The 15,678-nt window shown below is 67.6% G+C and carries 14 protein-coding genes; 7 read left to right on the forward strand and 7 right to left on the reverse strand.

The annotated features are described in order from the left end of the window. Positions 1 to 54 precede the first annotated feature (54 nt). Genes L942_RS23885 through L942_RS23895 form a run of 3 tightly spaced genes read left to right on the forward strand, consistent with a single transcriptional unit; the run spans position 55 to position 2,739 of the window. Complete coding sequence (locus L942_RS23885) at positions 55 to 972, forward strand: ABC transporter substrate-binding protein (protein WP_037364386.1); 918 nt, start codon at positions 55 to 57, stop codon at positions 970 to 972. Positions 973 to 1,015: 43 nt separating this feature from the next. Beyond that, entirely contained in the window at positions 1,016 to 1,969 is a 954-nt protein-coding gene (locus tag L942_RS23890; protein WP_037364387.1) for an amino acid ABC transporter permease, read from the forward strand. Beyond that, the gene (locus tag L942_RS23895) at positions 1,966 to 2,739 is read left to right on the forward strand and encodes an amino acid ABC transporter ATP-binding protein (RefSeq protein ID WP_037364389.1); all 774 of its coding nucleotides are present in this window, start codon (positions 1,966 to 1,968) and stop codon (positions 2,737 to 2,739) included. The genes L942_RS23890 and L942_RS23895 overlap by 4 nt, the downstream gene beginning before the upstream one ends. 55 nt (positions 2,740 to 2,794) lie before the next feature. On the opposite strand, the gene L942_RS23900 is transcribed toward L942_RS23895, so the two are convergent. The 4 genes from L942_RS23900 to L942_RS23915 are packed head-to-tail and all read right to left on the reverse strand — an operon-like array spanning position 2,795 to position 5,914. Continuing rightward, entirely contained in the window at positions 2,795 to 3,541 is a 747-nt protein-coding gene (locus L942_RS23900; protein WP_037364390.1) for an ESX secretion-associated protein EspG, read from the reverse strand. A 27-nt stretch (positions 3,542 to 3,568) separates the two neighbouring features. Continuing rightward, the gene (locus tag L942_RS23905) at positions 3,569 to 4,798 is read right to left on the reverse strand and encodes a hypothetical protein (protein WP_037364391.1); all 1,230 of its coding nucleotides are present in this window, start codon (positions 4,796 to 4,798) and stop codon (positions 3,569 to 3,571) included. A gap of 1 nt (position 4,799) precedes the next feature. Continuing rightward, the gene (locus L942_RS23910) at positions 4,800 to 5,408 is read right to left on the reverse strand and encodes a DUF3558 domain-containing protein (RefSeq protein WP_037364392.1); all 609 of its coding nucleotides are present in this window, start codon (positions 5,406 to 5,408) and stop codon (positions 4,800 to 4,802) included. After that, complete coding sequence (locus tag L942_RS23915; protein ID WP_037364393.1) at positions 5,408 to 5,914, reverse strand: PE domain-containing protein; 507 nt, start codon at positions 5,912 to 5,914, stop codon at positions 5,408 to 5,410. Before L942_RS23915 ends, L942_RS23910 begins: the two co-directional genes overlap by 1 nt. 362 nt (positions 5,915 to 6,276) lie before the next feature. On the opposite strand from L942_RS23915, the gene L942_RS23920 reads away from it, so the two are divergent. Then, positions 6,277 to 8,580 (forward strand): hypothetical protein, encoded by a 2,304-nt coding sequence (locus L942_RS23920; RefSeq protein ID WP_037364394.1) that lies wholly within the window; start codon positions 6,277 to 6,279, stop codon positions 8,578 to 8,580. Between the two features lie 236 nt (positions 8,581 to 8,816). Here L942_RS23920 and L942_RS23925 read toward each other — a convergent pair whose 3' ends face one another. Then, positions 8,817 to 9,389, reverse strand: coding sequence for a hypothetical protein (locus L942_RS23925; RefSeq protein ID WP_037364395.1), 573 nt, complete (start codon positions 9,387 to 9,389; stop codon positions 8,817 to 8,819). A gap of 169 nt (positions 9,390 to 9,558) precedes the next feature. On the opposite strand from L942_RS23925, the gene L942_RS23930 reads away from it, so the two are divergent. Genes L942_RS23930 through L942_RS23940 form a run of 3 tightly spaced genes read left to right on the forward strand, consistent with a single transcriptional unit; the run spans position 9,559 to position 13,588 of the window. After that, complete coding sequence (locus L942_RS23930; RefSeq protein WP_037364396.1) at positions 9,559 to 11,388, forward strand: thioredoxin-like domain-containing protein; 1,830 nt, start codon at positions 9,559 to 9,561, stop codon at positions 11,386 to 11,388. Position 11,389: 1 nt separating this feature from the next. Next, on the forward strand, positions 11,390 to 11,722 hold the full coding sequence (locus L942_RS23935) for a GroES family chaperonin (protein WP_009085068.1): 333 nt from the start codon (positions 11,390 to 11,392) through the stop codon (positions 11,720 to 11,722). A gap of 24 nt (positions 11,723 to 11,746) precedes the next feature. After that, on the forward strand, positions 11,747 to 13,588 hold the full coding sequence (locus tag L942_RS23940; protein ID WP_037364398.1) for a VanW family protein: 1,842 nt from the start codon (positions 11,747 to 11,749) through the stop codon (positions 13,586 to 13,588). On the opposite strand, the gene L942_RS23945 is transcribed toward L942_RS23940, so the two are convergent. Together L942_RS23945 and L942_RS23950 are read right to left on the reverse strand one after the other, a co-directional pair. Beyond that, on the reverse strand, positions 13,578 to 13,919 hold the full coding sequence (locus tag L942_RS23945) for an MmcQ/YjbR family DNA-binding protein (RefSeq protein ID WP_051166180.1): 342 nt from the start codon (positions 13,917 to 13,919) through the stop codon (positions 13,578 to 13,580). The two genes, L942_RS23940 and L942_RS23945, sit on opposite strands and share 11 nt — an antisense overlap. An 83-nt stretch (positions 13,920 to 14,002) precedes the next feature. Then, positions 14,003 to 15,678: bifunctional metallophosphatase/5'-nucleotidase (locus L942_RS23950; protein WP_037364399.1), on the reverse strand; the 1,676-nt coding region annotated here is incomplete at its 5' end.

A 15,678-nucleotide genomic window follows, 5' to 3' on the forward strand; every position in this document is an offset into this window, starting at 1 on the left:
AGCTCTCAGCCCTTGAGAACTACGAGGAGTGACGAAGTGGCCCGAGGACAGCAAATGAAGGCACTCGCCCTTCTCCCCGCTTTCGCGCTGGTCGGCATGACGATGGCGTGCGGCGCGGGCGGCAACGGATCTGGCGGCACCGACGCGGGTTCCAGCCAGGCTCCCGGCGGCACCGAAAGCGCGCCGACCGCGCAGAAGGACGCGGCGCTGGCCGCGCAGGTGCCCGCCGACATCAAGGCCGACGGCAAGATCGTGGTCGGCCAGGACCAGACCTACCCGCCGAACGAATTCGTCGAAAACGGCAAGGCGACCGGCTTCGACGTCGACCTCGGCACCGCGATCGGCCAGGTGCTCGGCGTGCAGACGGAGTTCCAGAACTCGGCGTTCGACGGCATCATTCCCGGTATTTCGGCGAAGAAGTACGAAATGGGCATCTCGTCGTTCACGATCAACGCCGAGCGGATGCAGACCGTCGACATGATCTCGTACTACCGCGCGGGCACCTCGCTCGCGGTGCTCAAGGGCAATCCGGACAAACTGTCGGTGGACGACCTGTGCGGCAAGAACGTGGCCGTGCAGAAGGGCACCACGCAGGTCGACGACCTCGGCAAGCGCAACACCGCGTGCACCAAGGCGGGCAAGCAGCCGATCAACATCACCCAGTTCCAGGCGCAGACCGACGTGAACCTGGCGCTGACCGCGAAGCGCGTGCAGGCCGAGCTGGCCGACTCGCCGGTGATCGACTACGCGGTGAAGCAGACCAACGGTCAGCTGGAGGCCGCGGGCGAGCCGTACGACACCGCGCCGTACGGAATCGTGCTGCCGAAGGGCAGCGGCGACTTCGCCAAGGCGGTGCAGGGTGCCGTGCAGAAGCTGATCGACACCGGAATCTACAAGAAGATCCTGGACAAGTGGGGCTTGTCCGGTTCCGGGGCCATCACCAAGTCGGAGATCAACCCGTCCGCTTCCTGACGCATCCGGACGTTTCCTGAAGAAATTGAGGACGTAGTTACTCGTGTCCACTTCCCCCGGCCCCGCCGATTCCCGGCAGGAGGTCGACACCACCCCGATCAAGGCGGTCCCGGTCCGGCATTACGGACGCTGGATCGCCGGCGTGATCATCCTGTTCCTCGCGTTCATCGTGATCCGCAGCGTCGTCACGAATTCCGCGTTGCAGTGGCCGGTCGTCGGCGAGTACCTCTTCGACAACCGAATTCTCAACGGCCTGAAGAACACGTTGCTGCTCACGGTGCTCTCGATGATCATCGGCATCGTCGGCGGCGTGCTGCTCGCGGTGATGCGGCTGTCGCCGAACCTGCTGATGTCGGGTGCGGCGTCGGTGTACATCTGGCTGTTCCGCGGCACGCCGTTGATCACTCAGCTCGTGATCTGGAACTTCCTCGCCCTGGCGTATTCGAAGATCGGACTCGGCATTCCGTTCGGGCCGACCTTCATCAGCTGGGACACGAACACGCTGATCAACCAGTTCGTCGCCTCGTTGCTGGGCCTCGGCCTCAACGAGGCGGCGTACATGGCGGAAATCGTCCGCGGCGGCATCCAGTCCGTGGACAGCGGCCAGCTCGAAGCGGCGTCCGCGCTGGGGATGAGCCGGGGCAAAACCCTGCGCCGGATCATCCTGCCGCAGGCGATGCGGGTGATCATCCCGCCCACCGGCAACGAGACCATCTCGATGTTGAAGACCACGTCGCTGGTGGTCGTCATCGGATACTTCGAGCTGTTCGTGTCGGCGCAGACGATTTACTCGCAGAACTACAAAACGGTTCCGCTGCTGATCGTCGCGGCGACGTGGTATCTGTTCATGACGTCGGTGCTGACGATCATCCAGCTTTACATCGAGCGGTATTTCGCCCGGGGCACGTCCCGGGCGACCGCCCAGAAGAACAAGTGGGGAGCGCGAATGCTGGGCTACCGCTTCGGCCGCGGTGGCAGCGGAGGTGCGCGAGCGTGACTCCTGTTGTTTCCGCGCAAAAGGTGTGCAAGAGCTTCGGCTCGCTCGACGTGCTGAAGGGCATCGACCTGGAAGTGCACGAGCGAGAGGTGCTCTGCCTGATCGGCCCGTCCGGTTCCGGCAAGTCCACCCTGCTGCGCTGCATCAACCACCTGGAGAAAATCGACGCGGGCCGCCTGTATGTCGACGGAGTGCTAGTCGGCTACCGCGAACGCGGCGGTCGCCTGCATGAGCTGCGGGACAAGGAAATCGCGGCCCAACGCAAGGACATCGGCATGGTGTTCCAGCGGTTCAACCTGTTCCCGCACATGACGGCACTGGAAAACGTCATGGAGGCCCCGATCCAGGTTCGCGGCGAGCCGAAGGCGCGGGTCCGGGAACGGGCGCTCGAACTGCTGGAACGAGTCGGCCTGGCGGACAAGGCGCGTTCCTACCCCGGCCAGCTTTCCGGCGGTCAGCAGCAACGGGTCGCCATCGCGCGAGCACTGGCGATGCAGCCGAAGCTGATGCTCTTCGACGAGCCGACGTCCGCTTTGGACCCAGAACTGGTGGGCGACGTCCTGGGCGTCATGCGGCAGCTGGCGAAGGACGGCATGACGATGGTCGTGGTCACCCACGAAATGCAGTTCGCCCGCGAGGTAGCCGACAAGGTCTTCTTCATGGACGGCGGCGTGGTGGTGGAGTCCGGTTCTCCGGAAGAGGTCATCGGGGACCCGAAGCATGAACGGACGAAGGCGTTCTTGGCCCGAGTGCTGAACCCGAACGCTTGAGGTTCGCGGAGGCCGCCCGGGGATTCTCCGGGCGGCCTCTTTTATGCAGGGTGGGTCAACGCCCAGCACGCAACTCGTTCTCCACCTGCTGCACCTTCTTCGCCATCTCCTGCGGCCCAGCCCCGGCGAGACTGATCCATCCGGACTTGTCCACTCCGAACAGAATCCGCCCCTCCTCCATATCCGCCCACCCCGGCGGATTCTCGTTGCGCCGCCGCTTCCCGCGACTGTCCCGGACCGCGACGTACAGCCGCCCGAAGTACGTGTGCGGCTTCTCGAGCCACTGCAGAACCTGCTTGGCGTCGCGGATACTCGGACTAGACCGTCCAGTGTTCTGTCCGCTCTTGACCAGGTTCAAATCCTCGTCGGAACAGTTAAGCGAAAGAACCCGCGCCGCCGGTGCCTCCGGCAGCAGCCCGATGAACTCGCGCACCAACGTATCCGCCGAACACGGCGCGATATACAGCTTCTGGTTCACCGCAACCACAGTCGCCGCGTCCCGCCCGCTCGCCGCGGCACGCACTGTCCGCTCGCCGCGTTCCGATTTGACCCACGAGTAGTACTCGATACCCGGTCGCTGCAGTAAATGCATTGTCTCGACGAATTCGTCGACGAGACGCCCCCGCTGCATCAGTCCGACATTGTGCAACTCGCGGTCGGTGTCCGCGGCCAGCTGCCGCCTTTCCTCGGGCGAATACCACAGCGCGCCACGGACCAGCGTTGGGTGGATGTCTCCGAGATTCAGCCGCTCCAGCAGCACCTCGAAGGTCTGCAGGCTCAGCTCAACGGGCTTGCGCAGCACCGCTTTTCCTCCCCCCCTGCCATTCCGCTAAGCCCCGATAACCGGCGGTGTAGGCCGATTGCCGTCGTAACCCCCGAAAATCGAATCCGGGTCCTCTTCGGCCAGCAGGATCTTGCGCTGGTGTTCCTCGTCCTCGGGGCCTTTGCCGCCCTTGCCGCCGCCCATGCCGCCCATCCCGGGCTGGCCTTTCGCTCCGGCCGCGCCAGCGCCACCAGGCCGAGCCGTCGCACCCTCGCCGAGCGCACCGGCACCAGTACCACCGCCAACACCTCGCGGTCCGGCACCACCGCCAATACCTCGCGGGCCGGCACCACTGCCCGCGCCGCCGGATCCGGCGGACCCGGACCCGCCCGGGCCGAATCCGCCGCCGCTGGTGGGCCCGAAGCCGACCGGCCCGAACCCGCCGCTCATTCCGCCGGTCCCCGGATTCCCACCACCCGGCGATACCGCAGGTGGCTGCCAGGTCGGCGGAGGCGTAGGCGGAGTGGGATCAGCCCAGGCAGCCCGAGTGGTGTCATTCGGCGGTGGCACGGGCGGCGTAACGGCCCCGCCGTGCCCAGGCGGCGGAGGTGCCTGCATGCCCGCGGCCCCGGGAGGAGCGGAGTAGGTACTGGGCCCACTGCTGTAGTTGTTCGACGACCCGCCGCCGTAGCTGTGCGCCGTACCGCCGGACGAGTGGTGACCAACCCCGGAGCCAATCCGCCCGGTAGCGGTCCCAGGCGTCGACGGATCGGGAGTGATCCCGGTCGCCGACACATTCGGGTCGTGCGCGGCCGGATAGTTTGGCGCCAATGTGGACTTGCGCGGCTGCGTGCTCTGGTAATAGGGCTCGTACAGTTCGACGTTGAACTTGGTATCCGAATCGAACTGCGCCGCGGCCTTCTCGTCGTCGCTGGCCCCGATCGAGACGTAGTCGCTCAGCTTCTGGTCATTCGGCCGGTCCTTGGCCACCGGACGGGCGTGCTGCATGACGTAGCTGAACGCGTCGGACTGCTCCTGCATGGAGCGGTGCGCACGGTCCATGTTTTCCGCGACGATCTGCGAACTCTGAATCAACGGAGTCAGGCCCGCGGTGCCGGCGTCGGCGGCCTTGCCCTTCCAGAACGCGTTGAGCTTCGCCTGGCTCTCGGTCAGGGTCCGGACTACGTTCTCGTGGATGGTCTTGAGCCCGCTGGACGCGTCACGCGCGCCGTCCAGAGTCGAGGTATCACCCGGGTCATGAATCTTAGTGTAAATCTCCCATCCGCTGTAGGTCATGTCATTGACCCTTCAGATGCGTGATGGCCGCGGATGCGATCTTGGTCGCCATTCCGCAGGCATCGCTGTAGACCGGGCTGTCGTGGCGCAGTTGAGCGATCACTGTGTACGTAACGTCGTCTCGGATGCCGACCGCGAGGTTGCAGGACCCCTCGGTCTCGCCGCCGTTGTCGTAGACCACGGCGGGGTAGCCCAAGATCGGAGGCTGGGGCTTGAAAGTGGTGAGGCCGCCCCGGGACTTCTGGATGTAGAGGGCATTGATGCCTTGCTTGTTCGCGGTCACCACACCGGCACTGACGTTCCCACCGCTGTTGTCGAAGATCCAGACACAGGTGTTGCCGAGATTGGAGGTGTTGGTCCGGGAGTTCTTGACTTTGCTGGCGGCGCTTTCGACGGTGGCGGTGCTGACCGCGGAGCAGGGATCGGTCTCGACCGCAGACGTGTTGTTGATCGGCTGGTCGACCTTAGGGGCGAGGTTCTGCGAGGTAGCGGGAGCGGTGTCGGACGGAGACGTTGGCGACGCGGTGCCGTGAGATGGCCCGCCGCACGCTGCGATCGACGCGAGAGTGCCTGCGGTGATCAGCGCTGCTAGGGAATTACGGGAGCGCATTAGTCAACCTTTCCAGCAGCACGAAGCTGATCCTTGGCGTTCTGGTCGTTGTTCTGGTATGCGGTGCGAATCTGCTTTAAGGTATCGACGTACGCCTGGATGTAGTTAATCGCTCCCGTCAGGAAACTGTTGTACGCCACTCCTGATTTGTTTGCCACATCGGCGTAGCCTTGACTTCCGACTTCTGCTCCCGGCGGGACGATCTGCATCAGTATCTTGGCTTTTTCCTTGGCGACCTGATGATCGCCGTCAAGGCTGTCTTCCAAGGTCGTGATGACGTCGTCGATCGCGGCCGGGTCGAATTCCCAGCCCGCGTTTCCGGACGCGGCGGCGAAGTCGGCCGAGGCCTGCTTCTTGCCCAGTGCCTCGTAGTCCGGCGGTTGGGGCGGCGGCGCGGCCGCGTTGGCTCCCGGGATGAGTCCAGATCCTGGCGGAGGAACGGTCGGGGCGGTCGACGTGATCTCGTTCATGACGCCCTGGAGCCCGCTGTTCATTCCGTCTGGCATGTCGTGCCTCCCCGCACGGGCCGCGGTTCCTGGGTGCGGCCTACCCTCTGTTCTCGGTCAACTTCGGGAAGTGACTCTAGCAGGCGCGAACCGGCATGTACCCGCGTTCGGACAAGATCGACCGATGCGGGTGGTTGGTTGCCGTCGAAAGGGCGGACCTGGGCAATCATCCCGACCTGGACGCGCGTCGACGCTGCTCAACGGCCGAACTCGGCAGAGCGCGCCATGCTGGAGCGGCGCAGATAAGTAGTCATCTAAACGCGCTCCGTAGTCACCGCCACGCACTACTCCACCCGGCCCCTTGCTCATCCGCCGTTGATCCGATTCCCTGAGGGCCGAACGATCGTGGGGAGAAGGGGCTCGTGCCGACCGATACGACCTTGCCGCCGCTGGATCCGTTTGCCGGGGTTCCCGACAAGCGTTATGAGGTGAAGGCCGCGGACCTGCTCAAACCCGGTACTACCGGCATTCTTCGCTGGAGACGGCAGGCCACCAACGCGCCGATCGTGCTGGTCGAGGACGCTTACATCACCGGCACGCTCGATCTTCGCGCCGCCGATCTCAATTTTCTCTTCCAATTCGAGCGGTGCCGTTTCGAGCATCCGCCGGACGTGCGGGAGGCGACGCTTCTCGGGCTCGTTTTCCGGAAATGCTGGCTGCCTGGGCTCAGGGCGCGAAATTTGCGCAGCCGGAATGACGTGCGGCTGGTGCGCAGTGTCGTGGAAATCGCGGCGGACGGGTTCGAGCAGGAGACGACCACCGTGCAGCGCGGCGACGATCGCGAGCGCGGGATGCCCAACGCCGCGGTCAATCTGACCGACGCGGTGATCGACGGGTCGGTCGTGCTCACCCGGACCACGATCAAGCATCCGCACGGCAAGGCCATTCAAGGCGACCGGCTGGTGATCACTGGTGCCCTGCTCGCTTATCGCATGGTCGCCGAGGGCGAGGTGCGCCTGCCGGGCATGCGGACTGGCGGTAACGTCAACTTTTCCGGGGCCACGTTCGACAACCCGGACGGCTTCGCGTTCAACGGGAACGGGTTGCACATCGGCGGCAGCTTGCTGTGCGAGGTCGACAACTACGGTCCGGCCAGTGAACGGAAACGGTTCTCCGCCAAGGGAGTCCTCTACCTCCCGAGCGCCACTGTGGACAGTGACATCGTCATGCGCGAGGCGCGTCTTCAGGTCGATCAGCGCGGGCCGATCGTCGTGGACGCCTGGAAGTCCGGCGATCCGTACCTCGATCCGCGGCCGGCGTTGGTCGCGGACCGGCTCAAGGTGGACGGCAATCTCGAGTTGTCCGACGGGCTCCGGGCGTTCGGCACACTCCGCATGGTCAACGCGCGCATCGGCGGTTCGCTGCGGCTCGCCGGCGCGGAGATCACCATGGTGCGCGGCCGGGCGACGCCGTATTACGACCGGGCGTTGCACCTCGACGGGTCCACGATCGGCGGGGACATCGAGGCGACCAACCTTCGCGTGCCGATCGGGCAGTTGCGGCTCGCGGACATCACGGTCGGCGGCAACTTCCTCGCCTGGAATTCGATGTTCCTCCACCCGGGACGCGACGTGTTTTCCGCCCGGCGAGCCAAAATCTCCGGGAATTTCCAGCTCACCGACGCGACGCTGCAGGGCACGCTGAGGCTCCAGGGCGCGGAAATCGGCGGCAGCGTGAACATGTACGGCACGTTGCTGACCGAGCCCGGGCAACGGAAATCGAGCAGCTTCTCGCTCGACATCCGCACCGCGAGGATCGGGCGTGACCTCGTGCTGACCGAGGACAAAGACCGTCCGTTCCTGGCTGAGGGCGGCGTGAACCTCGACGGCGCACAGATCGCGCGCAGGCTCGACATGAACGGCGCGAAGCTCGGATCCCTTCCCCCGCACGGAATCGCGCTCGACGCCAGTGACGTCACGGCGGACGAGTTCGTGCTGTCCCCCGCCGAGCCGCCGACGGGGTCGGTGCGGCTGCGCAGGGCGCATTGTGGTGCGCTGGCCGACAACGAGGAGATCTGGAACGCCACCGACGGTCTCGAACTCGAGGATTTCCGTTACGACGCGCTGAAACATGGTATCGCGCTCGACGACGACAAAGCGTTGGACCATCGGATCGAGCTGCTGCGCAAGGCAATGCGCGGCTACCGCCCCGGCCCGTACGACCAGCTCGCCGCGACCCTGCGCGCGGCCGGAAACGAAGAGCACGCCTCGACGGTCGCTCTCAGAAAGCAGCAGTTCCGCTACGAGGCGCTCGCCAAGGGCTTCAAGTTCTTCGGCCCCGGCGTCCGCGTCTGGAGCTGGCTGCAACGCTCGATGGTCGGCTACGGCTTCCGTCCGGTGCGCGCGCTCGGCTGGCTGTTCACGCTCCTGGTGCTCGGCAGCCTGTGGTTCGGCCTGGGCAAGGACGACTGCGTCAACGACCACACCGGCCGCTACATGACGAGCGGTCCGCGCTGCCTGGTCAACCAGCAGGACTCCGGTCTGCAATGGAACCCGGTCATCTACACGGCCGACCTGCTGGTGCCGATTGTCGACTTCGGCAACAAGTCGCGCTGGTACATGCACGGGGCGGACAACTGGGTGGCGGCCGGGTTCACCGCGTCCGGCTGGATCCTCGCGACGACCGTCGCGGCGGGCGTCAGCCGGATGCTGCGGAGGGAGTCCTGATCTGTGCTTTTGGCGCCGGCTCCGCCGACGCGTGCGGGATCGCCTTCAAGTCGGCGTCGGACCTGGTCTGACCCAAACCGGCCAAAGACCGCCACCCAACCGGACCCGAACGCGGGATCGCGTCGGCGTCTGGCGGGAGCGGCGTGCACGGCCCCCGGCCGGGTGCGTCGTTCCCGCCAGACGCCGACTTGAAGGCGATCCCGCCGCGCCGGCGGAGCCGGCGCCAAAGACACCGCTCACTCCACGAACCGCGACCAGAACTCGACGACCCGGACGTTCGCGGGTTCCTCCCCCAGCGGCTCCCCGCCGAACTCGTGCCGCAGGTAACTGCGCAGGTCCCAGCCGTAATAGACCACGTCGGTCTGATACACCGACAGCACCGGATACCCGGATTCCCCGGCCGTCCCGGGCAGATACCGATGCCCGCACACCGGCACGAGCTGCGGCACCGTCGACAGGTGCCGGCGCGCGACCGCCAGCGCGTTGCACATCGACCGCGGCCGGTTGCCCCATTCGGGCAGCCACAGGTCGTTGTTCTCCACGTCGTACAGGACGCCGTCGACCGGCCAGTCCAGGCGTTTGCGCAGCTGGTCCGGGTCTCCGTGGCGCCAGTCCGGCCAGCGGTCGCCGACCGGCACCCCGGCGCTGAGGAAAATCCGGTGGTCGTCGGAAAACGTGAACCCGAACTGGTCCTCGACGTCGCTCAGTTCGGCGGGCGTGAGGCCAGGCCGCAAGGGCTCGCCGAGATTCTGCTGAAGGACGCGGGCCTCCTCCACGGTGAAGGCTTCGGCCGGCTGAACGTTTGTCATGCCCGAAGCGTACGTAGCGCCGGGCCGCGCCCGCGCGCCCTTTTTCGCCGGAATGAGCTCCCTCGCCGGGGTGAGGTTCTTCTCTCCAGCCGTGGTTGACGGAACACTGCGTCACCGGATGTAGTTCACTCCTCCCGTGACTTCCTCACCGCAAGCCCGGCAAGCCCGCGTGCGCGCGCCCGAGCTGACCGGCGACGTCTGGCTCAACACGGGCGGCCACCGGCTGTCTCTGGCACAACTGCGCGGACGCGTGGTGCTGCTGGACTTCTGGACCAGCGGCTGCATCAACTGCCTGCACGTGCTCGACGAACTCCGTCCGCTGGAACAGGAATTCGCCGACGTCCTGGTCACCGTCGGGGTGCACTCGCCGAAGTTCAGCCGCGAGGGCGAGCGCACGTCGATCGAGGCGGCCGTGCGCCGGTACGAAGTGCACCACCCGGTGGTCAACGACCCGAAGATGGAGCTCTGGTCGCAGTACGCCGTACGGGCCTGGCCGACGCTGGTCGTCGTCGACCCCGAGGGTTACGTCGTGCACGTCGCGGCCGGTGAGGGCCACGGCGAAGCGCTACGCCGCGTGATCGCCGACCTCGTCGCCAAGCATGAGGCGAAGGGCACGCTCCGGCGCGGCGGCAGCCCGTACGTGCCGGTCGAGGAACAGCGCACGGAGCTGCGTTTCCCCAGCAAGGCCGTGGTCACCGCGGGCGGGCGGGTCCTCGTGGCGGACACCGGGCACCACTCCATCGTCGAGTTCGCCTCGGACGGCGAGACCGTCATCCGCCGCTTCGGCAGCGGCGTGCGCGGGACGCAGGACGGGCCGTTCGACCTGGCCCAGTTCGCCGAACCGTCCGGAATCGCCTTGCTGCCCAACGAGGTCGCCGAGCGCGCCGGGTACCACGCGATCGTCGCGGACACCGCCGGGCATCGCCTGCGCGGCTTGGACCTCAACACCGGCGAGGTGAAAACCGTTGCCGGAACCGGGAAACAGTGGCGCGACGGCACCGACACCGGCAAGGCGCTCGACATCGACCTGACCAGCCCATGGGACGTCACGTGGTGGGCCCCGGCGGGCGGCGTCGTGGTCGCGATGGCCGGAAACCACACGCTGAGCGTGTTCGACCCGGTCTCCGGCGCCATCCGCCGGTTCGCCGGCACCACTGTCGAGGGCCTGCGCGACGGTGACGTGCACGAAGCGTTCTTCGCCCAGACGTCCGGATTCGCCGTGGACGGCCAGAAGCTGTGGCTCGTCGACGCGGAAACCTCGGCCCTGCGCTGGATCGAACCGGCCGGCGAGTCGTTCACCGTGCACACCGCGGTCGGCACGGACCTGTTCACCTTCGGCCACGCGGACGGCCCGTCCGACCAGGCGCTGCTGCAGCATCCGCTCGGCCTCGCCGTGCTGCCGGACGGCCGCGTCGCGATCGCCGACACCTACAACGGCGCGATCCGCCGCTACGACCCCTTCACCCGCGACGTCACGACGCTGGCGACCGGCTTCGCCGAACCGCAGGGCCTGGTGCGCCACGACGGCGAGCTGTACGTCGTGGAGTCGGCGGGCAACCGGGTTACCCCGCTCGGGGGCAATGGCCAGGCGACCGCCGTCGCGGGCACCCGGCAGGCCGTGCGGCGTCCGCCGACCGTGCTCGCGCCGGGCGAGATCGAGTTTTCCGTCGTCTTCACCCCGCCGCCGGGCGAGAAGCTCGACGAGCGCTACGGGCCTTCGACCAGGCTGGAGATCACCGCGTCGCCGCCGGAACTGCTCGCCGACGGGGCCGGGGTCGGAACTGATCTCGTTCGGCGGATCAAGTTCGCCGAGGACGCGACCGAAGGTGTCTTGCAGGTAGTGGCGCAGGCCGCGAGCTGCGACGACGGCGGCGAGCACCCGGCGTGCCGGATCACCCGGCAGGACTGGGGCGTGCCGGTGCGGTTCGAGAACGGAGGAGGCAAGACGCTGAGCCTGATGATGGCGGGCGAGCCCAAGGCCCCGGCAACCGGTCAGTAGCATGGCTGGCGTGCCGGACACGCCCAAGCTCGAGATCCAGATGCTGCACGACCGCGTTCTCGTGCGGTTGTCGCAGGAGGAAGGCGAGCGCCGCAGCAGCGGCGGCATCGTGATTCCCGCCACCGCACAAGTCGCGCGCAGGCTCATGTGGGGTGATGTACTGGGTGTCGGCAACAGCGTGCGGAACGTCAAGCAGGGAGACCGGGTTCTCTTCAACCCGGAGGACCAGCTCGAGGTCGAGATCCAGGGCGAAGGCCATCTGGTGATGCGCGAACGCGACATCCACGCGGTGGCCACGGAGCGGACCGAACACGGCACGGGGCTGTACCTGTAGCTCCCGTACCAGGGGAGGCAGGCGTTGCGTGAGGAAGACCGTTCGTCGGCGTCTTTCGCCGACGACCTGCTGAGCGGCGACCTGCTCGACGGCCCCGCCCCGGCCGGCGAACCCGACCTGGCCACGGAGATCTTCGCGGTGGCCGACGCGCCCCCGCCGCCGGACACGCCGTTTCGCCGCTTCCGCAAACGCGTCGGCCGCACGTTCATGATCGTCGGCTGCCTGCTCGGTCTGTTTGTCCTGCTCTACACCATCGACCTGATGACCAGCGCCGGCGACGTGCCGCGCGGCGTGCAGGTGGCCGGGATCGACGTCGGCGGGCTCTCGTACGCCGAGGCCGAAGCCAAGCTGCACAGCGAACTCCAGCCCCGGCTGACCCGTCCGGTGCCGATCCACGCCGGGGACGTCACCGCGACGCTCGTGCCCGCGGATTCCGGCCTCGGCCTCGACTGGCCGGGCACGCTCGCCCAAGCCGGGCATCAGCCGTGGAGCCCGGTCACGCGGCTGCTCTCGTTTTTCACCACTCGCGAGGTAGGCGTCGTGACGCGCAGCGACCAGCTCGAGGTCACCGACGCGGTCCAGCAGCTCGCCGGGAAGCAACTCAACCATCCGCTCGTCGAGGGCACCATCGGGTTCACGCCGAAGGAGGCGAACGGGGTCACCGCGTACGCGGTCGAGCCGAGGCAGGGCCAGGAGCTGACCGACGTCCAGGCCGCGGTGCAAGCCGTGGTGGCGGACTGGCTTTCGCCGCGCGGAGTCACCGTGAAGATGGCCGTGACCCCGCCCAAAACCACCTCCGCCGACGTGCACCGCTTGCTGGACACCGTCGTCGCGCCCGCGGTCTCCGCGCCGGTCGTGCTGCACGGACAGGGCAAGGACAGCACGCTGCAGCCGTCCGCGATCGCGTCGTCGTTCCAGTTCCAGCCCAATGGCGGCGGCGGTCTCGAACTGCGGATCGACCAGGAGAAGCTGCGCGCGGCCGTCCAGCCGGACCTGGCGTCCACCGAGACGGAGAGCAAGGACGCGCAGATCAGCCTCGACTCCGGCGTCCCCGCGGTCACGCCGTCCGAGGACGGGCGAAAGATCAACTGGGCCAATACTTTCAAGACCCTCACCCAGGTGCTCGCGAAGCCGGCCGGCCGCGATCTGCCGGTCGCTTACGACCAGAAGCATCCGAAGCTGACCACCGACGGCGCGAACGCGCTGGGCATCAAGGAGGTCGTCGGCGAGTACACCACCGGCGGGCTGAGCGGCCCGGCCGCGGCGAACGTCGCCACGCTCGCCGGGCGCATCAACGGTGTGGTCGTGAAGCCGGGAGAATCGTTCAGCCTCAACGACTATCGCGGCGGCGGTTACGCGTCCGCGCCGGTCGACGAGGACGGCACCGGACCGGCGGTGCCCGGCGGCGGGCTGTCGCAGCTTTCGTCCACTTTGTACAACGCGGCCTACCTGGCCGGTCTCGGCGACGGCGGCCACGCGGCGCACGACCACTTCGTCGACCGCTACCCGGCGGGCCGCGACGCGATCGCCGTGGACAGTTCCGGCAACGCCGTGGACCTCAAGCTGGCCAGCAACGATCCGACCGGGTTCGCGATCCAGGCGAGCGTCAGCGGCGGCTCGGTGACCGTGAAGATCTGGGGCACCAAGCACTTCCGGATCGAAGGCCGCGGCGGTGCGCCCTCGAACCAGGTGCCGCCGCCGGTGCGGGTCGGGCCCGGCCCGGACGGGCAGTGCCACGCGTCGCCGGGCGCGTCCGGGTTCACCGTCAGCGACACCCGGGTGTTCTACGACCTGGCCAGCGGCGGCGAGGTCCGCGAGGAAAGCCGCAGCACGACGTATTCGCCGCGGCCGGTCGTCATTTGCTGAGCCGCGCCGGGGCTTTCGACCGCCAGGACTCGGTGAGCAGTTCGCGCAGCTGCTGCGGATCGACGCGGTCGAGGTGCACGAGGACCGAGCCGTGCCCGTCGTAATGCGGCGTGGTGAAGAAGGCCGGATCGCCGGAGGCGAGCAGCGCGGCCTTCTCGTCGAGCCCGACGAACAGCACCAGCCCGCCTTCGGCCTCGGTGCGCAGCCGCGCGTAACCCTTGCCCGCCACCTTCAACGCGGGCGTGCGGTACCAGGTCGCCACCTCGGTTTCCGGCAGCTCCTCCTGCGCCCACGCGGTCACGTCGTCCCAGGTCATCGCCATGCCGACCATCGTGCCCCGCCTCCGCCGCGCTGTCTTGGAGAAACGAGAGGAGCCCCCGCCCGGGTGGGCGAGGGCTCCTGACCGCGGCCGGGTTACGGGGTAGCGGTGATCCGGTCCGCGGGCGGCGGAGCGATGCCCGGGTGCGCGCCGAGATAGGCGATGAACGCGTCCAGGTCCACCGGCCCGCCCGACAGGTCGGTGCCCTTGGTGAACTCGGTGAACCCGTCGCCGCCCGCGGCGAGGAAGTTGTTCACCGACACCCGGTACTTGGCGGCCGGGTCGACCGGCGTGCCGTTGACCGTGAGGTTCGAAACGCGCGACCCGACCGGGGCCGAAGCCGAGTACGTGTAGTGCAGCGACTTCGAGATCTGCAGGATCTTGGTGCCGCCGGACTGGCCCCACTGCTGTTCCAGCACGTTCTTCAGGTTCGCGCCGGTGAGCGTGATCGTCTGCATGATGTTCGAGAACGGCTGCACGGCGAACGCCTCGCCGTAGGTGACGACTCCGTCGCCCTCGCCCGCCGACGACGACTTGTACGTGAGGTCGGCGCGGATGCCGCCGGGGTTCGTCATCGCGATCACCGCGTTGTTGGACTTGGTGGCTTCGAGCTGGGCGTCGGCGATCACGTCGCCGAGCGGCGACTCGCCGGACGGTCCGCCCGCCGCGGGCAGGTCCGCGGTGATGGTGCCGACCTGCTTGTTCGCGATCGGCGCGGCCTTCGTCTTGGCCTCGTCGACGAGCTTCGCGACGGCCGGGTCCGGCGTGACGTCGCGGGTGACGATCTCGTTGTGCGCCTTGGTCTGCGCCCGGACCACGTCGCGCGTGCGGCGGTCGATCTTCAGGTCCACGACGGACAGCAGCCGGCCGAACGACGCGCCCTGGATCACCGGACGCGGCTGGCCCGCCGGGTCGTTGAGCACGCAGTTGTACTGCTGGTGGCTGTGCGCGGTGAAGATCGCGTCGACCTTCGGCGTCACGTTCTTCGCGATGGTCGCGGCGGGGCCGTCCGGCTGGACCTTGCAGTCGTCCGGTCCGGCCCCGGGCAGCGCCTCGTCGCCCTGGTGCAGCAGCACGACCTGGGCCTTGACGCCGAGCCGGTCGAGGATGTTCGCGGTGCGGTTGATCGCCTCGACCTCGTCGCCGAACTTGAGGCCCTTGATGGCTTCCGGCGTCACGACCGAGGGCAGGTCCTTGAGCGTCGCGCCGATCACGCCGATCGGGACACCGCCGGAGTACTGGATGCTGAACGGCAGCAGCGCGGGCAGTCCGTTGTCGAAGTACACATTGGACCCGAGCAGCGGGAAGCGCGCGCCGTCGTAGGTCTTGCGGAACTGGCAGCCGTCGGTCTTGTTGCAGCCGCCGAACTGCATGCGCAGCAGTTCCTGGTAGCCCTCGTCGAACTCGTGGTTGCCCACCACGGACGCCTTCACGCCGAGTTCGTTGAGGAAGTCCATGGTCGGTTCGTCGTGGAACAGCGCCGAGATCACCGGCGACGCACCGATGTTGTCGCCCGCGGACAGCACCAGCGAATTGCGCGCCTGCGCCTCGAGCTGCTTGACGTGCGTCGCGAGGTAGGCCGCGCCGCCCGCGTCCACCTTGGACCCGTCCGGCAGCGTGATCCGCCCGCTCGACCCGGACGGCGGTTCGAGGTTCCCGTGCAGGTCGTTGAACGCGATGATCCGGACGTCGGTGGTCTGCGCGGCCTCGGCGGGTGCGCTCGTGACGGCCACCGTGGCCAGTGCGGCCGCGGCGGTGGCCGCGAGCCGGG

This window comes from Amycolatopsis orientalis DSM 43388 (genome assembly GCF_000411975.1).
GTDB lineage: Bacteria > Actinomycetota > Actinomycetes > Mycobacteriales > Pseudonocardiaceae > Amycolatopsis > Amycolatopsis orientalis_D.